Annotated in this window: 15 protein-coding genes; 12 read left to right on the top strand and 3 right to left on the bottom strand. The window is 62.9% G+C overall.

Annotation, left to right across the window (positions count from 1 at the left end; genetic code table 11):
• Nucleotides 1-13 precede the first annotated feature (13 nt).
• The 7 genes from FA04_RS32040 (at nucleotide 14) to FA04_RS32010 (ending at nucleotide 5,246) form a co-directional block, all read left to right on the top strand.
• A complete protein-coding gene (locus FA04_RS32040) occupies nucleotides 14-364 on the top strand; it encodes an L-rhamnose mutarotase (RefSeq protein ID WP_034796424.1) in 351 nt (116 codons plus the stop codon).
• Nucleotides 357-1,436 carry a Gfo/Idh/MocA family protein gene (locus FA04_RS32035; protein ID WP_034796422.1) on the top strand — a complete coding sequence of 360 codons (1,080 nt, stop codon included), beginning with the start codon at nucleotides 357-359 and terminating at the stop codon, nucleotides 1,434-1,436. The genes FA04_RS32040 and FA04_RS32035 overlap by 8 nt, the downstream gene beginning before the upstream one ends.
• Before the next feature lies 1 nt (nucleotide 1,437).
• Nucleotides 1,438-1,884 carry a MaoC/PaaZ C-terminal domain-containing protein gene (locus tag FA04_RS32030; RefSeq protein ID WP_034796420.1) on the top strand — a complete coding sequence of 149 codons (447 nt, stop codon included), beginning with the start codon at nucleotides 1,438-1,440 and terminating at the stop codon, nucleotides 1,882-1,884.
• A 10-nt stretch (nucleotides 1,885-1,894) separates the two neighbouring features.
• Nucleotides 1,895-2,629: an SDR family oxidoreductase gene (locus FA04_RS32025; protein ID WP_034796418.1), complete on the top strand. Its 735-nt coding sequence runs from the start codon at nucleotides 1,895-1,897 to the stop codon at nucleotides 2,627-2,629.
• A gap of 25 nt (nucleotides 2,630-2,654) precedes the next feature.
• Entirely contained in the window at nucleotides 2,655-3,500 is an 846-nt protein-coding gene (locus FA04_RS32020) for a fumarylacetoacetate hydrolase family protein (protein ID WP_034796416.1), read from the top strand.
• Between the two features lie 19 nt (nucleotides 3,501-3,519).
• The gene (locus FA04_RS32015) at nucleotides 3,520-4,797 is read left to right on the top strand and encodes an L-fuconate dehydratase (RefSeq protein WP_034796414.1); all 1,278 of its coding nucleotides are present in this window, start codon (nucleotides 3,520-3,522) and stop codon (nucleotides 4,795-4,797) included.
• 200 nt (nucleotides 4,798-4,997) lie between these two features.
• Nucleotides 4,998-5,246 (top strand): WGR domain-containing protein, encoded by a 249-nt coding sequence (locus FA04_RS32010; RefSeq protein ID WP_034796529.1) that lies wholly within the window; start codon nucleotides 4,998-5,000, stop codon nucleotides 5,244-5,246.
• A gap of 19 nt (nucleotides 5,247-5,265) precedes the next feature.
• On the opposite strand, the gene FA04_RS32005 is transcribed toward FA04_RS32010, so the two are convergent.
• From FA04_RS32005 to FA04_RS31995, 3 genes are all read right to left on the bottom strand, one after another.
• Complete coding sequence (locus FA04_RS32005) at nucleotides 5,266-5,772, bottom strand: NUDIX hydrolase (RefSeq protein ID WP_034796412.1); 507 nt, start codon at nucleotides 5,770-5,772, stop codon at nucleotides 5,266-5,268.
• Between the two features lie 93 nt (nucleotides 5,773-5,865).
• Entirely contained in the window at nucleotides 5,866-7,449 is a 1,584-nt protein-coding gene (locus FA04_RS32000) for a Na+/H+ antiporter (RefSeq protein WP_034796410.1), read from the bottom strand.
• A 641-nt stretch (nucleotides 7,450-8,090) separates the two neighbouring features.
• Entirely contained in the window at nucleotides 8,091-9,404 is a 1,314-nt protein-coding gene (locus FA04_RS31995; RefSeq protein WP_034796408.1) for an MFS transporter, read from the bottom strand.
• A gap of 202 nt (nucleotides 9,405-9,606) precedes the next feature.
• Between FA04_RS31995 and FA04_RS31990 the strand changes: the two genes are divergently transcribed.
• Genes FA04_RS31990 through FA04_RS31970 form a run of 5 tightly spaced genes read left to right on the top strand, consistent with a single transcriptional unit; the run spans nucleotide 9,607 to nucleotide 14,776 of the window.
• Complete coding sequence (locus tag FA04_RS31990; RefSeq protein WP_034796402.1) at nucleotides 9,607-10,446, top strand: inositol monophosphatase family protein; 840 nt, start codon at nucleotides 9,607-9,609, stop codon at nucleotides 10,444-10,446.
• Nucleotides 10,447-10,502: 56 nt separating this feature from the next.
• The gene (locus FA04_RS31985) at nucleotides 10,503-11,123 is read left to right on the top strand and encodes a dual specificity protein phosphatase family protein (protein WP_029742776.1); all 621 of its coding nucleotides are present in this window, start codon (nucleotides 10,503-10,505) and stop codon (nucleotides 11,121-11,123) included.
• Nucleotides 11,116-12,816: a metallophosphoesterase family protein gene (locus FA04_RS31980; protein WP_034796401.1), complete on the top strand. Its 1,701-nt coding sequence runs from the start codon at nucleotides 11,116-11,118 to the stop codon at nucleotides 12,814-12,816. The genes FA04_RS31985 and FA04_RS31980 overlap by 8 nt, the downstream gene beginning before the upstream one ends.
• A 2-nt stretch (nucleotides 12,817-12,818) precedes the next feature.
• Entirely contained in the window at nucleotides 12,819-13,109 is a 291-nt protein-coding gene (locus FA04_RS31975) for a MurR/RpiR family transcriptional regulator (protein ID WP_049810991.1), read from the top strand.
• Between the two features lie 20 nt (nucleotides 13,110-13,129).
• Entirely contained in the window at nucleotides 13,130-14,776 is a 1,647-nt protein-coding gene (locus FA04_RS31970; RefSeq protein ID WP_034796400.1) for a Na/Pi cotransporter family protein, read from the top strand.
• Nucleotides 14,777-14,779: the final 3 nt, after the last annotated feature.

Here is a 14,779-nt window from a genome sequence, read left to right as displayed (position 1 = left end):
TAGGGAGGTCATCATGCAGCGAATGGGAATGGTGATCGGTCTGGAGGCGTCCAAGGTCGCCGAATACAAGGCGTTGCACGCCGCCGTCTGGCCGGAGATCCTCGCGCTGATTTCCGAGTGCAACGTTACCAACTATTCGATCTTCCTCAAGGAGCCGGAAAACCTGCTCTTCGGCTACTGGGAGTATGTCGGCTCTGATTTTGAGGCGGACATGGCCAAGATGGCCGCACATCCGAAGAACCAGGAATGGTGGTCGGTCTGTATGCCCTGCCAGAAGCCGCTTGAGACGCGCCAGGAAGGCGAGTGGTGGGCGATGATGGAAGAGGTCTTCCATCACGACGGCAAGGTCTCCCACAATGGCTGAAAATTTCGATCCGGGCGCGCTCAGGCAGTGGTGGCCGAAACCGGCAGAGCCCCGGCCGATCGTGATCTTCGGCGCCGGCAGCATCGTCGGCGACGCACATCTGCCGGCTTATCGCCAGGCCGGCTTCCCAGTCGCGGGCCTTTATGATCCAGACCGGGAGAAGGCCGCGAAGCTTGCCGGCGCCTGGCGCATTCCCGCCTTCGAACGGGAAGAGGATGCGCTTGCGGTCGCTGATGCAATCTTTGATCTGGCGACCCCGCCGGCGGCCCATGCCGCCATCCTGGCGAAGCTTCCGATCGGCGCCGCTGCCCTCATCCAGAAGCCGATGGGCTCGGACCTTGAAGCCGCGACCGCCATTCTCGAGCTCTGCCGGACGCGCAAACTGAAGGCGGCGGTCAATTTCCAGCTCCGCTTCGCGCCGATGATGCTGGCGCTGAAAGACGCGATCGCCAAGGGATACCTCGGCGAGGTCGTCGATTTCGACGCCTGGCTTGCACTTGCTACGCCCTGGGGTCTGTGGCCCTTCTTGAAGGGCCTGCCGCGCATCGAGATCGCCATGCACTCGATCCACTATCTGGATCTCGTGCGCGGCCTGCTTGGCAATCCATTGGGCGTGCATGCAAAGACGATCGGCCATCCGAACCATGAGGTCGCCCAGACACGGACGGCTGCGATCCTCGACTATGGCGACCGCGTGCGCTGCGTACTTTCGGTCAATCACGACCATGATTTCGGCCGCAAGTTCCAGGCCTGCGAGTTCCGCATTTCGGGCACGTCGGGTGCTGCTTATGTAAAACTCGGTGTCAACCTCGACTATCCCAAGGGCGAGCCCGACGAGCTCTGGATCCGGCCAACCGGGGCTGTCGAGTGGGTGTCGGTTCCGCTTGAAGGCGCCTGGTTCCCCGACGCCTTCGCCAACCGAATGGCCAATCTGCAGCGTTTCGCCTCCGGCGAAGACCCGGAGCTGATCGGCTCGGTGGAAGACGCCTGGCAGACAATGGCCCTGGTCGAGGCCGCCTATCAATCGAGTGCCGCGCCGGCCACGGCGATCGCGCCACTTCCGGGACGCTGAGATGTCGGAACAGATCATCCATTTCGAAGACTACGAGCTCGGCCATGAGCGCCTGACGACGGGCCGGACGATTACCGAAACCGACTTCGTCGTTCATGCCGGCCACACCGGCGATTTCTTTCCGCACCACATGGATGCGGAGTTCGCCAAGACCCTGCCGGGCGGCCAGCGCATCGCCCACGGCACCATGATCTTTTCGATCGGGGTCGGGCTGACCGCATCTTTGATCAATCCGGTTGCGTTTTCCTACGGCTATGATCGTCTGCGCTTCGTGCGCCCGGTTCATATCGGCGATACGATCCGTACCCGCGTGACGATCGCCGCCAAGGAGGACGATCCGAAGCGGCCGAAGGCGGGACGCATCGTCGAACGGTTAGAAGTCATCAACCAGCGTGGCGAGGTCGTTCTCGCCGCCGACCATATCCTGGTCGTTGAACGCAAAGCATGAGGGATCGAGAATGACAGCGGATCTTAAAGGCAAGGTCGTCCTGATTACGGCTGCGGCTCAAGGCATCGGCCGCGCTTCGGCTTTGGCCTTTGTGAAGGCCGGCGCAAAGGTGCACGCGACCGATATCAATACCGATGCGCTTGCGGCACTTGCAAAGGAAGCCGACGTCGAAACGCACCGGCTCGACGTTCTCGACACGCAAGCGGTCGAAGCGCTCGTGGCAGAGATCGGCGCCGTCGACGTCCTCTTCAACTGCGCCGGTTTCGTGCATGCCGGTTCGATCCTGGAGATGAAGGATAGCGATCTGGAGTTCGCGCTCGACCTCAACGTCAAGGCGATGATCCGCACCATTCGTGCGGTCCTTCCGGGCATGCTTGTCCGCAAGGACGGCGCGATCATCAACATGGCTTCGGTCGCTTCCAGCATCAAGGGCGTACCCAACCGGTTTGCCTACGGCGTCACCAAGGCCGCCGTCATCGGTCTCACAAAGGCCGTCGCAGCCGATTACGTGTCTGAGGGCATTCGCTGCAACGCCATTTGCCCGGGCACCGTCGAAAGCCCGTCGCTGCAGGACCGCATGCGCGCCCAGGGAGACTATGAAACTGCGCGTGCCGCCTTTATCGCCCGCCAGCCAATGGGACGTCTCGGCACCCCGGAAGAGATCGCCGACCTTGCCGTCCATCTCGCGGGCGCCACCTATACGACCGGCCAGGCCTATGCCATCGATGGCGGCTGGACCATCTGACAACAGACAAGCAGGAAGCAGAGATATGAAACTTCTTCGTTACGGCCTCCCGGGCCAGGAAAAGCCGGGCATCCTCGATGCGAACGGCACCTTGCGTGATCTTTCCGGCCACGTCGCCGATTTCTCAGGTGCGGCGCTCGACCCGGACAAACTCGCCGAACTCGAGGCACTCGATCTCGCCGGCCTTCCGGCTGTCGACGGCAACCAGCGGCTCGGCCCTTGCGTGGCCGGTACCGGCAAGTTCATCTGCATCGGCCTCAACTACTCCGACCATGCCGCCGAGACGGGCGCCACGGTTCCCTCCGAACCGATCATCTTCATGAAGGCGACGTCGGCGATCGTTGGCCCGAATGACGACCTGATCATTCCGCGCGGCTCGGAGAAGACCGACTGGGAAGTGGAACTCGGCGTCGTCATCGGCCGCAAGGCCAAGTACGTCACCGAGGCGGAAGCACTCGACTATGTCGCCGGCTACTGCACCGTGCACGACGTCTCCGAACGCGCCTTCCAGATCGAGCGCCAGGGGCAGTGGACCAAGGGCAAGTCCTGCGACACCTTTGGTCCGACAGGCCCGTGGCTGGTGACCAAGGACGAAGTGGCGGACCCGCAGAACCTGCCGATGTGGCTGAAGGTCAACGGCGAAACCATGCAGAACGGCTCGTCGAAGACCATGGTCTATGGCGTTGCCTACCTCGTCTCCTACCTGTCGCAGTTCATGTCGCTGCAGCCGGGCGACATCATCTCGACCGGCACGCCGCCCGGCGTCGGCATGGGCATGAAGCCGCCGCGTTACCTTAAGGCCGGCGACGTCGTCGAACTCGGCATCGAGGGCCTCGGCAGCCAGAAGCAGTCCGTGCGCGCGGACGATTGATCATAAGACTGGAGTGACCATGACCCGCATCACTGATCTGCGCGTCTTCGACCTGCGCTTTCCGACCTCGCAGAGCCTCGACGGTTCCGACGCGATGAACCCGGACCCGGACTATTCCGCGGCCTATGTCATCCTCGACACCGATCGGGAGGGACTTGCGGGCCATGGTCTCACCTTCACTATCGGCCGCGGCAACGACATTTGCTGCATGGCGATCAAGGCCATGCGGCATCTGATCGTCGGCCAGGAGACATCAGACATTCTCGCCCATCCCGGCCGGTTCTGGCGGCACCTGACCAGCGACAGCCAGCTGCGCTGGATCGGTCCGGAGAAAGGTGCGATGCATCTGGCGACCGGCGCCGTCGTCAACGCCGTCTGGGACCTGCTTGCCAAGGAGGCGGGCAAGCCCGTCTGGCGGCTTGTCGCCGAAATGTCGCCGGAAGAGATCGCCGATATCGTCGACTATCGCTACATGACCGACGTGCTGACGCGTGACGAGGCGGTCGCCATCCTCAGCAGGGCCGAACCCGGCAAGGCTCAGCGCATCGCGACGCTCGAGAAGGAAGGCTATGCCTGCTACACGACATCGGCCGGCTGGCTCGGTTATGACGACGATAAGCTCCGGCGTCTCGCCCAGGAGGCGATTGACGAAGGTTTCAACCATATCAAGATGAAGGTCGGTCGCGACCTTGCCGACGACATCCGGCGACTGACGATCGCGCGCGAGGTGATCGGCCCGGACCGCTATTTGATGATCGACGCCAACCAGGTCTGGGAAGTCGGCGAGGCGATCGACTGGGTCAAGCAGCTCGCTTTTGCCAAGCCCTTCTTCATCGAGGAGCCGACGAGCCCCGACGACGTTGCCGGTCACCGCAAGATCCGCGAGGCGATCGGACCGGTGAAGGTCGCAACCGGCGAGATGTGCCAGAACCGCATCATGTTCAAGCAGTTCATCGCCGAGGGCGCGATCGACATCGTCCAGATCGATAGTTGCCGGATGGGGGGCCTGAACGAGGTTCTGGCGGTGCTGCTCGTCGCCGCCAAATACGGGCTGCCGGTCTGGCCGCATGCCGGTGGCGTCGGCTTGTGCGAATATGTCCAGCATCTGTCGATGATCGACTATCTGGCGGTTTCCGGCACCAAGGATGGTCGCGTCATCGAATATGTCGACCATCTGCACGAACACTTCCTCGACCCCTGCGTGATCGAGAATGCCGCCTATATGCCGCCGCAGCGGCCGGGTTTCTCGATCGAGATGAAACCGCAGTCGATCGCAGACTACACGTTCCGCGGCTAACCAAGGCTTCAAGATTTCGAAGGCCGGATCGGTGCACGCCGTTCCGGCTTTTGCTTGTCTGCGGAGCTTTCGCCGGTGCGCCCGTTGACCCTTATCCGTTGCGGCAAGGGTCGTGACAGATCACCAAAATGAATCGGTCGCACGTGATCGATTCAAAACTCTCGTTGGACCTATGCGCGCCGATCGCCGAATCTTCGCGCATGACGATCGTTCAGCCCTACCAGATCTATGTCGAGCGAAGGGACGCGGCCAGAAACATGGCGCGCTACTACTCCATGCAGATCTCCATGTCCCTATTGGGCGAGGCGTGCCTGACGCGGCGCTGGGGACGGATCGGAAGTCACGGCCAGATGATGGTGCACCACTTCGCGCGGGAGGAGGAGGCGGTCAAACTCTTCCTCGAGCTAACGCGTAGCAAACGTCAGCGCGGCTATCGTCCGAGGATGTGATCCGGAAAGGTGCGCGACTTCACCGCGGCTTGAAGTCGACCAGAAGCGATTTGAGCTCGATTTCGCGGACGCGCCGCGCCGCTTCATCGGGGCTGACCCAGGCGACCAAACGCTCGCCTTTCTCCTTGTATTTTTCCGCCAGCTTGGTGACTTCGATCTGGAAGATGTCAACGATACAGGGCACCACGTCGCCGTCATCGAGCATCTTTAAGTAGGTGTAGCTGCCAATCGGCTTCTTGCGAACTTTCCCGCGAACACCGGCCTCCTGCAAGGCTTCGATCGCCGCGGCCTCGTGCGGTTCCTTCTGTTTCATCGGCCAGCCTTTTGGAATGAGCCAGCGGCCGCTGTCGCGCGACGTCACCACAAGGATCTCGATCGCGCCGTCAGGCACGTAACGATAGCAAAGTGCTGCACATTGCTGGCGAAACGAACCCGAAAACAGTTTCTCGGGCGAGGCAGCCAGCTTCTGCAACAGCGTCTTCGGTTTTGGTGGTTTCGGCGCCTTTGACTTCTTGATCGCTCTCAAGCTCCTCGATACTTGGCGCCAATTTGCGGACATCTAGGACATCCGCCCCTCATGTCAAAGGAGAAAATGGAAAGAAACGTTCGGGCAAGAGGCTCACGCCTTGGCAGATATTGCGCTCAATTCCTCAAGGTCGAGATCGCGCTCCAGTTCGTGCAGCGTTTCATCGTCGATTTCGCCGGCGCGATGAAGCCGGATGAGTTCGCGCCGCCCGGTCGCGACCGCTTCGAGCACGACGTCGAAATGGGCGTGGAGGATCGGCGTGTAATGCTCCGTGCGCGCGGCATAGTCGACGATCGAAACCGCTCGGCGCTGATAGCGGTCCAGCAATTGCGGATGGATGAGATTGCCCGCCGTGTCATAGGCGCGGCTTTGAATGGTGATGAGCTGCGCCTGGGCCATCGCCGCCTCGGCCTGGCTTAGGGTGAGGGGCGCCTTTTCAGACGAAGGCTCGACGAGCCTCGCCCAGGCGATCACCCGCCCGAGCGTCGTTCCCTGGATCAGCACCGTTCCAAGGATCACGGCAAAGGAGGTCACCAGGATGAAGTCCCGGCCGGGGAAGCCTTCGGGCACGCTCAGCGCAAGGGCGAGCGTTACCACGCCGCGAACGCCGGCCCAGGAAAGCACGGTCGCACCGCGCGCGCCGACCGGCGTGTAGCGCTTGAGCCCCAGCCTGTTGCCAAGCCAGATTGCGAAGTCGGAACCGAACACCCAGAAGAAGCGGGCGACAGTGAGCGCGAAGAGCACCATGAGGATCGGCCACCCCAAGGTCGCTGCAACGGTCTCGAACCCGCCGCCGCGCTCGACCACGCCGCGAAGCGACAGGCCGATCAGGATGAAAACCGCGGCCTCCATCAGGAAGACGATGACGGTCCAGAAGGCGGAGCCGCGCATACGGGTGGCGGCCGAGAGCACGGTGTGCTGGTGCCAACTGGCGACGAGGCCGGTGGTAACTGTCGCGATCACGCCGGAAACATGCAGGAACTCGCCGAGCAGGTAGGACGTCCAGGACAAAAGGGCCGTCGCGGCGATGATCAGGTACTCATCTCCGAGGCGGCGGGCAAGCAGCACCCACGCCGTACCGATGGCGAGGCCGACAAGGGCACCGCCGATCGCCAGCAGGAAGAAGTTGCCGACCGCCTCGCCGGCGCTAAATGCCCCGGTGACGCCGGCGGCGATCGCGAAGCGGAACAATACCAGTCCGCTTGCGTCGTTGAGCAGGCTTTCGCCTTCGAGCAGGATCTGCAGCCGTCGCGGCAACTGCACGCGCTGCAGCACGGCCCGTGCCGAGACGGCGTCGGGCGGCGAGACGATCGCCCCGAGTGCGGCGCATGCGGCCCAAGGCAGGGACGGGAAGATGAGGTGCGTCACGACGGCAACGACGGCCGCGGTAAAAAACACTGCGCCGATCGCAAGCGAGGCGATGCCGATCAGGTGACGGCGCAGGCGGCCGACCGCGATCGTCCAGGCGCCGTCGAGGAGCAGCGGCGGCAAGAAGATGACGAGCACCAGCTCCGGGTCGACCGCGATGGCCGGCAGCCCCGGCATGAAGGCGAGCATCGCGCCACCGCTAAGAAGCGCCACCGACGGCGGCAGGCCGAGCCGATGCGCGACGTAGTGCAGCGCGATGATCGCGACAAACATGCCGATCACCAGTTCGAACAGATGTATCGGCTCCACCGGTCTCCCGCCTCCATCGCTCAATGACGCGGCCCATTACAGAACACGTTTTTTCGAAACGCAATTGCGCGTGCAGCAACAGTGGCGTGGAGCCTTGCCGAAGGTGAAGGGTCGCAGAAAAGAAAAAAGGGCCAGCGGAAGACCGCGGCCCATAAAGGTGTGAAGGTCAAAAACCTCCAGAGGGGAACAGCTGCTGCGGCGGACTGGGAGGAGACCCGCCATGTGCATCAGCTGTGTGCTTTATGCCTGATTTTTGACCAGCTGGAAAACATTTATTGTGCAATGCAGCTATGCATAAACGCAAGACGTGCGCCGCGGTCGTCGGCCGGAACTGCCAAACGGTGCCAAAATGAGCGTACGTCGGGAGGAGGGGGACGTCGCCAAGGACAGCCGCCCCGGCATACAATCGGGACCGGCACACGTGCCGGCCCCGATGAGATAGTTGCTACACTAACGGTCGTGAGCTTGACCGCACAGCCATTTTACGAGCGCTTTTACGATCGAACAGCCGGCAACCCGACTTCCGGCCTTGTCCGCAGCCGGTCCACAGGTTGTTCACAGGGAAAGGAGGCGCTAACGCGTTGAAACGCAGTTCAGTTTTCCAAACTGTGAGCTACTGCCCCTGAAAAGAATGCACCGTATCAGGTCAGCGATACCTTACGGGTTTCCGCATCGATCATCGCAGCGGCGATCGCCGCCACAAGCAGCAAGCCTGCAAAGGTGCCGATCGCCAGGCCGAAGCCCTTCGCCACCAGCAATCCGATGAGCGAAGGCGCAAGCAGGCCACCGAGCCGAGCCATGCCGCCGGCCGCCCCCATGCCGGTCGCGCGCGAGGCGGTCGGATAGAGTTCCGGCGTATAGGCATAGAGTGCGCCCCATGTGCCGAGCAGTGCAAAGCTCATGATCAGGAGCGCAGCAGCAACGACCAAGGCCGCATCCGCCACGACGAACAACAGGCAACTGAGGGCGGAGAGCAGGCAGAAACCGACCAGCGTCGGGCGCCGTCCCCACTTCTCGACGCCGTAGGCGGCAAGCGCATAGCCCGGGATCTGCGCCAGAGCGATGAGAACGAGGAACCCATAGCCACGCACGAAGCCGAAGCCTTCTCCCGCAAGCCGCGGCGGCATCCAGGTAAAGACGCCATAGTAGGAGACCGAGACGAGGAACCAGACCGAAAGGATCAGAAGGCTGCGGCGACGCAAGTCCTTCGAAAAGATACTGATATCGGCGGTCGGTACAGGCAGGGCGATCGATACGGTCGGCTCGAGTTGCGGTCGAGCGTTGGCTGCCAGCATTCGATCGACGATCGCCTTGGCCGCCTCCGCCTTGCCCGCGCGCAACAGGTAAAGCGGCGATTCCGGCACGAGAAAGCGTAGTCCGACGCCAATGACTGCCGGAATGGCCGTGACGGCAAAGATGTAGCGCCATCCGTCCGTAAGGCCGGCAAGAGCGATGAGCCATGCCGCCAGTGCCACGATCAGCGTGCCCACGGCCCAGAAGCCTTCGAGCATGACCAGCCATCGCCCGCGGCTGCGCGCCGGCAGGAATTCCGACATCATCGCATAATCGACGGGAAGTGTGCCGCCGACCGCAGCGCCGGTGAGGAAGCGCAGGACAAGCAGGACCACGAAATTCGGAGCGAAGATCGACAGAATGCCGAAGACCGCGTCGCAGGCAACGGTTACGATCAGGACCCGGCGCCGGCCGATCCGATCGGCAAGCCTGCCGAAGCCGACGGCGCCGATCAGCATGCCCAGGAAAAACAACGTGCCCGTCTGCAGCGCTTGGGGAACCGTCAGCCCGAATGTTGCGGCAATGGAGGCGGCGGTGAACCCGACGGCGAGCACCTGCATGGCGTCGGCCGTCCAAACCAGGCCAAATATGCCCATCAGGCGCCGCTGATAGGGGCCCGTGCCCGCCCGGTCGAGCGCTTCCTGTATCGTGATCGTCGTCATTCGACCCTACCTTGAGATTCGACGTGTGGACACTACGTCGACCGCGCCTGCTTGGATATTGCAGAAATGCCGCAGATGTCCGGCTGAGTGCGGCCGCGAGGATCGACCAATCTTCCGGGCACCTGGCACGGACCGGCAATTTCGACTTGCGCGACATGCACACGCGTGCAAATATGCACGCGTGTGCAATGGAGTATCGCCGATGAACGATCACAAGCCGCGCTATTCGAACGACCTTTCGGGGCGGGCCCTGTTGTGTCGGGATGTCATTCGCTCTGCCGGCGCTCTGGTGCTCGACGGCTTCAAGGCAAGTGCCGAGCGTGGCTTTTCCCTAAAGGGCCCGCAGGATTTTCTGACGGAAACCGATGCGGCCTCCGAGGCCCATATTCGCGACGCAATTGCCACCCATTTTCCGGCCGATGCGTTCCTGGGCGAGGAGGGCGGCGGGACCGTTGCCGATCGCGTCTGGGTCGTCGATCCCGTCGACGGCACGGCAAACTTCGCGCGCGGAATCCCGCACTTCTGCATCTCCATAACCTATGTCGAACACGGACACGCAGAGATCGGCGCAATCTACAATCCGGCCCACGACGAACTTTATTTCTGCCGCCGGGGAGAAGGTGCAACGCTCAACGGCAAGGTCATCACGGTCTCGTCGACGGCGACCTTCGATGCCGCGTCGGTCGAAATGGGCTGGTCGCGGCGGGTGCCGGACGAGACCTATCTGGAGACGATGCGGCAGATGCTGGAGAAGGGCGCCAATGTGCGGCGCGGCGCTTCGGGGGCACTTGCGCTCGCTTACGTCGCCGATGGGCGCTCGGACGCCTATGTCGAGCTGCACATGAACTCGTGGGATTGCCTTGCCGGACTGTTGCTCGTTGCCGAGGCGGGCGGCGCCGTGTGTCCCTTCATGGAAATAGGCAGCCTGCTCGACGGCGGGCCGGTGCTCGCATCGACGCCGGCGATTGCCGGCGGCGTAAGTGTGGCTTCAGGCATCCCGGTCCAAAAAAGGGAGCAAGCCGCCAGGCTCCAGCTGGCCTGAAACCGCGGTAGCCTGAACACGCATGCCACCCGTTCGCATACACAAGGGGAAATCCAATGGACGCACCGGTCTACACCCGGCCCGCTATCAGTCTGATCGCCAGAGAACTCGGGCCCCACAGCGCCGATCTCTATATCGGCGGCAGTGACGGCGCGCGTGACCTGGACCTGCTCAAGCGTCACGGGATCTCCATTGTCGTCAATTGCGCGATCAACCTGGACATCAACCTCGTGCGCGAAGAAGAAGTCAGCATCAATGATGATCTTTGTGCAAGCGGCTATGCGGCCGTCCGCTATTACAAGCTCGGCATGATCGACGGTGATGGCAGCCCCGACACGATGATGCTCGGTGCCTATTACATTCTCGACGGTGCGCTACGCCAGACGATGCCGAAGCGCGCAACCTACCCCTTCGCCGATGGCGGCAACATCCTCGTCAATTGCCGCGGCGGACGCAGCCGCTCGGTGTCGCTGGTGGCGCTGTTCCTGCACAAGCAGCAGCCGCATCTGTTTCCCACACTCGACGCGGCCGTCGCCCACATCCGCGAGCATCGCGAACTGCGGCCGGATGAATGGTTCGAGACGCCGAAGCCCATGCTCTATGAGGCAGCGCGCCGCGCTTCGGCCTGGATCGACCTCGTCGAGGCCTCCCGTCTGGAGGTGAAGGCCGATGTCTGATTTGCCTCGGATCGCCATCATCGCCGACGCCCATTTCCATGATCTTGAAGGCGATTTCGAGTTCCCGCGGATAGAGATCGACGGCGAAAAACTGGCCGTCAGAAGCTGGGCCGACACGCGCGAATCCACCCGCGTCTTCAACGAAAGTGCCAAAGCGCTGGACGAGGCCTTGGCGGAGGTCGCGCGCCGCGGCATCCGTCACGTCGTCCTTTTGGGCGACTACACGGACGACGGGCAAAGACAGACAACGGCGCGCGTGCGCACCATTCTTGATGGGCACGAGAGCGCCCATGGCACGCGCTTTTATGCGCTTCCGGGCAACCACGACATCTTCGGGCCCAAGGGGCGACACCACACCAAACAATTTCTTGATCGGAACGACGTGAGGGTCCTCGTCACGAGCGACATAGGAAAGGCAGCCCCCGGCAGCCACGCAACGCCGCGCATGTATTGCGAGGGATATCCGACGGGCCTTGCCCCCGTGGCTACCCATGGGTACTTCCGACGGCCGGACTATCTTCATTGGGAAACCCCGTTCGGGGCGTCTGACCGCGTCGAGGATCGGCTCTACCCGGTCTCGTCTCCGGACGGCCGGAATTGCTACCGGCTGATGGATGCCTCCTATCTGGTCGAGCCCGAGCCGGGTCTCTGGCTGCTGATGATCGACGCCAACGTCTTCGAACCACGCGACGGCCTGTTTGAGGAGGGTGATGAAGCCGCTTTCGTCGACAGCACCGGCGCGGGCTGGAACGCGCTTATCAGGCTGAAACCGTTCATCGTCGACTGGATTGCCGACGTGTCCGCGCGCGCAACGAAACTCGGAAAAACGCTGCTCGCATTCTCGCATTATCCGGTGCTCGATCCCTTCGATGGCGCAACGGGAGCCGAAAGCGTTCTCTTCGGCGAGACCAATATTGCCCGCAGGACACCACAGCAGGCGGTCGCAGATGCACTGATGACCGCCGGCATGACGCTGCATTTTAGCGGGCACCTGCATGTCGAAGGCGTTACGCGCCGCGCGCGCGGCTGCCGCTCGCTGATCAATGTCGCCGTGCCGTCGCTCGTGGCCTTTCCGCCGGCCTTCAAGATCGTCGAACCGTCTCAATCGGCGTCGTCCATCGAAACCGTCGAACTGTCCGCGATGGCCGTCGATCCACGCGTGCTGCGCGCCTATCGTCGCGAAGCGGCGCGAGCCGGCGAATATCCGGACCCAGCCTTTGCCGCGGCGGATTACGGTTCCTTCCTGAAGGCACACAAGCGTGCCCTGGTCCAGCATCGCTATTTTCCGAAGGAATGGCCCGGAGATGTCGTCAACGAAATATCCGGGCTTTCGATCGCTGCGGTCTGCAAGTTGATGCCCGACGCCGGCGCCATGACGAGCGCTTCCGGGCAAGGAGCGATCGCCATCTCTGAGGACGCCGCCAGCCTCGACATGATCGAGGTGATCGCCGATTGGTATTGCCTGCGCCAGGCCGGCGTCCTTGCGCTTGACAAGATACCTGAGCGGCGGCGCGCGCTTTATCGCCTGCTCGCCAAACACTTCGGCCGTCCGCCCGGGACCGGCTGGGACGGATCGACATCAGGCTTCCTGGCGATCTTCTTCGGGGCCTTCGACGCCTTCCTCGATCGTGCCGAAGCGGGAAGCCTGCACATCCGCATCGAGAGCACCTCCGACACGGAAGAGGCTGCCTGACCATGGACCAGTTGCTCTCCACGGCCTCTTCCTCCGCGCCGCCGGCGACTTTCATCGAGTTGCGGGAATCTTGCCGTCTGGGCCGACGTCATCTGAAGGGTGGGCGCCTGGAAGTGGCCAAGTTCGTGCTTGCCCATCCGTACGACGTCGCCTTTGCGAGCGCACGGGAAGTGGCCGTGCGCAGCGGTGTCTCGACGACGACAGTCATGCGGCTCGTCAGCGACCTCGGCTTTGAGACCTATGCATCCTTTCAGCAGCTCTTTCGAGCGGAGTTGCTGCGCGGCCGGCAATAAGCAGCATTGGGGAGGGGGCCATGAGCACTGCGATCGTCAGCATCAACCTCTTCGGCGCGGTGGCGCTCCTCCTGTTCGGCCTTGGTCAGGTTCGCGACGGCATGCAACGCGCTTTTGGTGCCCGTCTGAAAGCCGGACTGGCGGCCGGGACGCGTGACGGTCTTCGTTCGTTTTTCAGTGGCCTCGTCGCAACCATCGCCCTCCAGAGCTCCACCGCCACCGCTCTCATGGTCGCGTCCTTCGTCGAGCGTGATCTCATCGTGCCGCGCATGGCGCAGATCGTGCTGCTCGGCGCCAACGTCGGCACGGCGATGACGGCCTGGATCGTGGCTTTGGGGCTCGGCTGGCTCTCACCGCTCTTGCTGCTTTGCGGTTTCGTTGTCGGGCGCGGCAGCTCGAGCACGCGCAAGGGATCAGGCGCAGCGCTCGTCGGCATCGGGCTGATGTTGCTATCGCTGCATCTGATTGGCGGTGCGACCGAACCGCTGCGGACCTCTGCCGCCCTTTCGGCTTTCTTCGGGATGCTCGACAATGCCTGGCCGGTGGCGCTCGTCATCTCGGCAGGACTCGCAGCGCTCGCGTCATCGAGCCTGACAGTCGTGGTGCTGATCCTGTCTCTTGCAACATCCGCCAGCCTTTCGACCGGCCCGCTCATCGCCCTCGTTCTGGGAGCCAATCTCGGCGGTGCTGTGCCCCCGGTTCTAGCCACATTCAAGGCTGCGGCGAGCGCCAGGCGGGTTGCCCTTGGCAACCTGATCGTGCGTGCCGTCGGCTGCCTGGCCGCTCTGGCGCTCGCCGGGTACATCGCCCCGCATATCGACTGGTCGCCTGTCTCACGCGGCAATCTGCCGGTTGATGTGCATCTCGCCTTCAATCTCGCACTGGCGCTTCTGGCGGCTCCCCTCGCTCGGCCTCTATCCCGCCTGACCATGCGCCTGTTGCCGGACGAGCCAAAGGCGACGGACGGCCCGCTTTTCCTTGAACAGAACGATCTCGGCACGCCGGTCGCAGCGCTTGCCGGCGCAAGTCGGGAAGTGCTCGGCGTCGGCGACCTGGTCGAGCGCATGCTGGTCGAAGCAAACGACGCCCTGCAGCAGACGGACCCTTCCAGGCTTGCTGCGATCAGCACGCTTGAAGGGCGCGTGGATCGCGTGCAACACGAGATCAAGGTTTACGTCTCGCGCGTCGGCCAGTCCGAAATCGCCGAGGAACAGCGCCGCCACGCCATGGATATCGTCGACTATGCCATCAACCTCGAGCATATCGGCGACATCATCGAGAAGGGGCTCCTTGCCGAACTTGCAAAGAAGATCGCCCGCGGCCTGGCTTTCTCCTCCGATGGCCACGAGGAACTGTCGCGTCTCTTCGCCATCACGATCGACAATCTGCGCATGGCCCAGGCCGTGTTTGCCACGCGTGACAACGCGATGGCGCGGCGCCTGGTAGAAGCCAAGGAAGATGTCCGCAGGCTGGAGCGGCAGTCGGCTGAGCGGCATCTGCAGCGCCTGCGCGATGGTCGCGCCGAAAGCATCGAAACCAGCTCGCTCCATCTCGACATGCTGCGCGATCTCAAACGCATCAATGCACACATCGCAACCGTCGCGCACCCCATCCTTGATCAGAGCGGGTTGTTGATCGACAGCCGTATCCGGCCGGCGGCCACTTGAGCA

The organism is Ensifer adhaerens (genome assembly GCF_000697965.2).
In the GTDB taxonomy this organism is placed as follows: Bacteria; Pseudomonadota; Alphaproteobacteria; order Rhizobiales; family Rhizobiaceae; genus Ensifer; species Ensifer adhaerens.
Note: the sequence above shows the minus strand (reverse complement) of the source record. Positions and strands in the feature narration are given on the sequence as shown.

Coding starts and splice junctions, on each gene's coding strand:
- FA04_RS32010 (WP_034796529.1), top strand. CDS start 4,998: ATGACGATCGTTCAGCCCTACCAGATCTATGTCGAGCGAAGGGACGCG.
- FA04_RS31995 (WP_034796408.1), bottom strand. CDS start 9,404: ATGACGACGATCACGATACAGGAAGCGCTCGACCGGGCGGGCACGGGC.
- FA04_RS31975 (WP_049810991.1), top strand. CDS start 12,819: ATGGACCAGTTGCTCTCCACGGCCTCTTCCTCCGCGCCGCCGGCGACT.
- FA04_RS32040 (WP_034796424.1), top strand. CDS start 14: ATGCAGCGAATGGGAATGGTGATCGGTCTGGAGGCGTCCAAGGTCGCC.
- FA04_RS32030 (WP_034796420.1), top strand. CDS start 1,438: ATGTCGGAACAGATCATCCATTTCGAAGACTACGAGCTCGGCCATGAG.
- FA04_RS31980 (WP_034796401.1), top strand. CDS start 11,116: ATGTCTGATTTGCCTCGGATCGCCATCATCGCCGACGCCCATTTCCAT.
- FA04_RS31985 (WP_029742776.1), top strand. CDS start 10,503: ATGGACGCACCGGTCTACACCCGGCCCGCTATCAGTCTGATCGCCAGA.
- FA04_RS32035 (WP_034796422.1), top strand. CDS start 357: ATGGCTGAAAATTTCGATCCGGGCGCGCTCAGGCAGTGGTGGCCGAAA.
- FA04_RS32015 (WP_034796414.1), top strand. CDS start 3,520: ATGACCCGCATCACTGATCTGCGCGTCTTCGACCTGCGCTTTCCGACC.
- FA04_RS31990 (WP_034796402.1), top strand. CDS start 9,607: ATGAACGATCACAAGCCGCGCTATTCGAACGACCTTTCGGGGCGGGCC.
- FA04_RS32025 (WP_034796418.1), top strand. CDS start 1,895: ATGACAGCGGATCTTAAAGGCAAGGTCGTCCTGATTACGGCTGCGGCT.
- FA04_RS32020 (WP_034796416.1), top strand. CDS start 2,655: ATGAAACTTCTTCGTTACGGCCTCCCGGGCCAGGAAAAGCCGGGCATC.
- FA04_RS31970 (WP_034796400.1), top strand. CDS start 13,130: ATGAGCACTGCGATCGTCAGCATCAACCTCTTCGGCGCGGTGGCGCTC.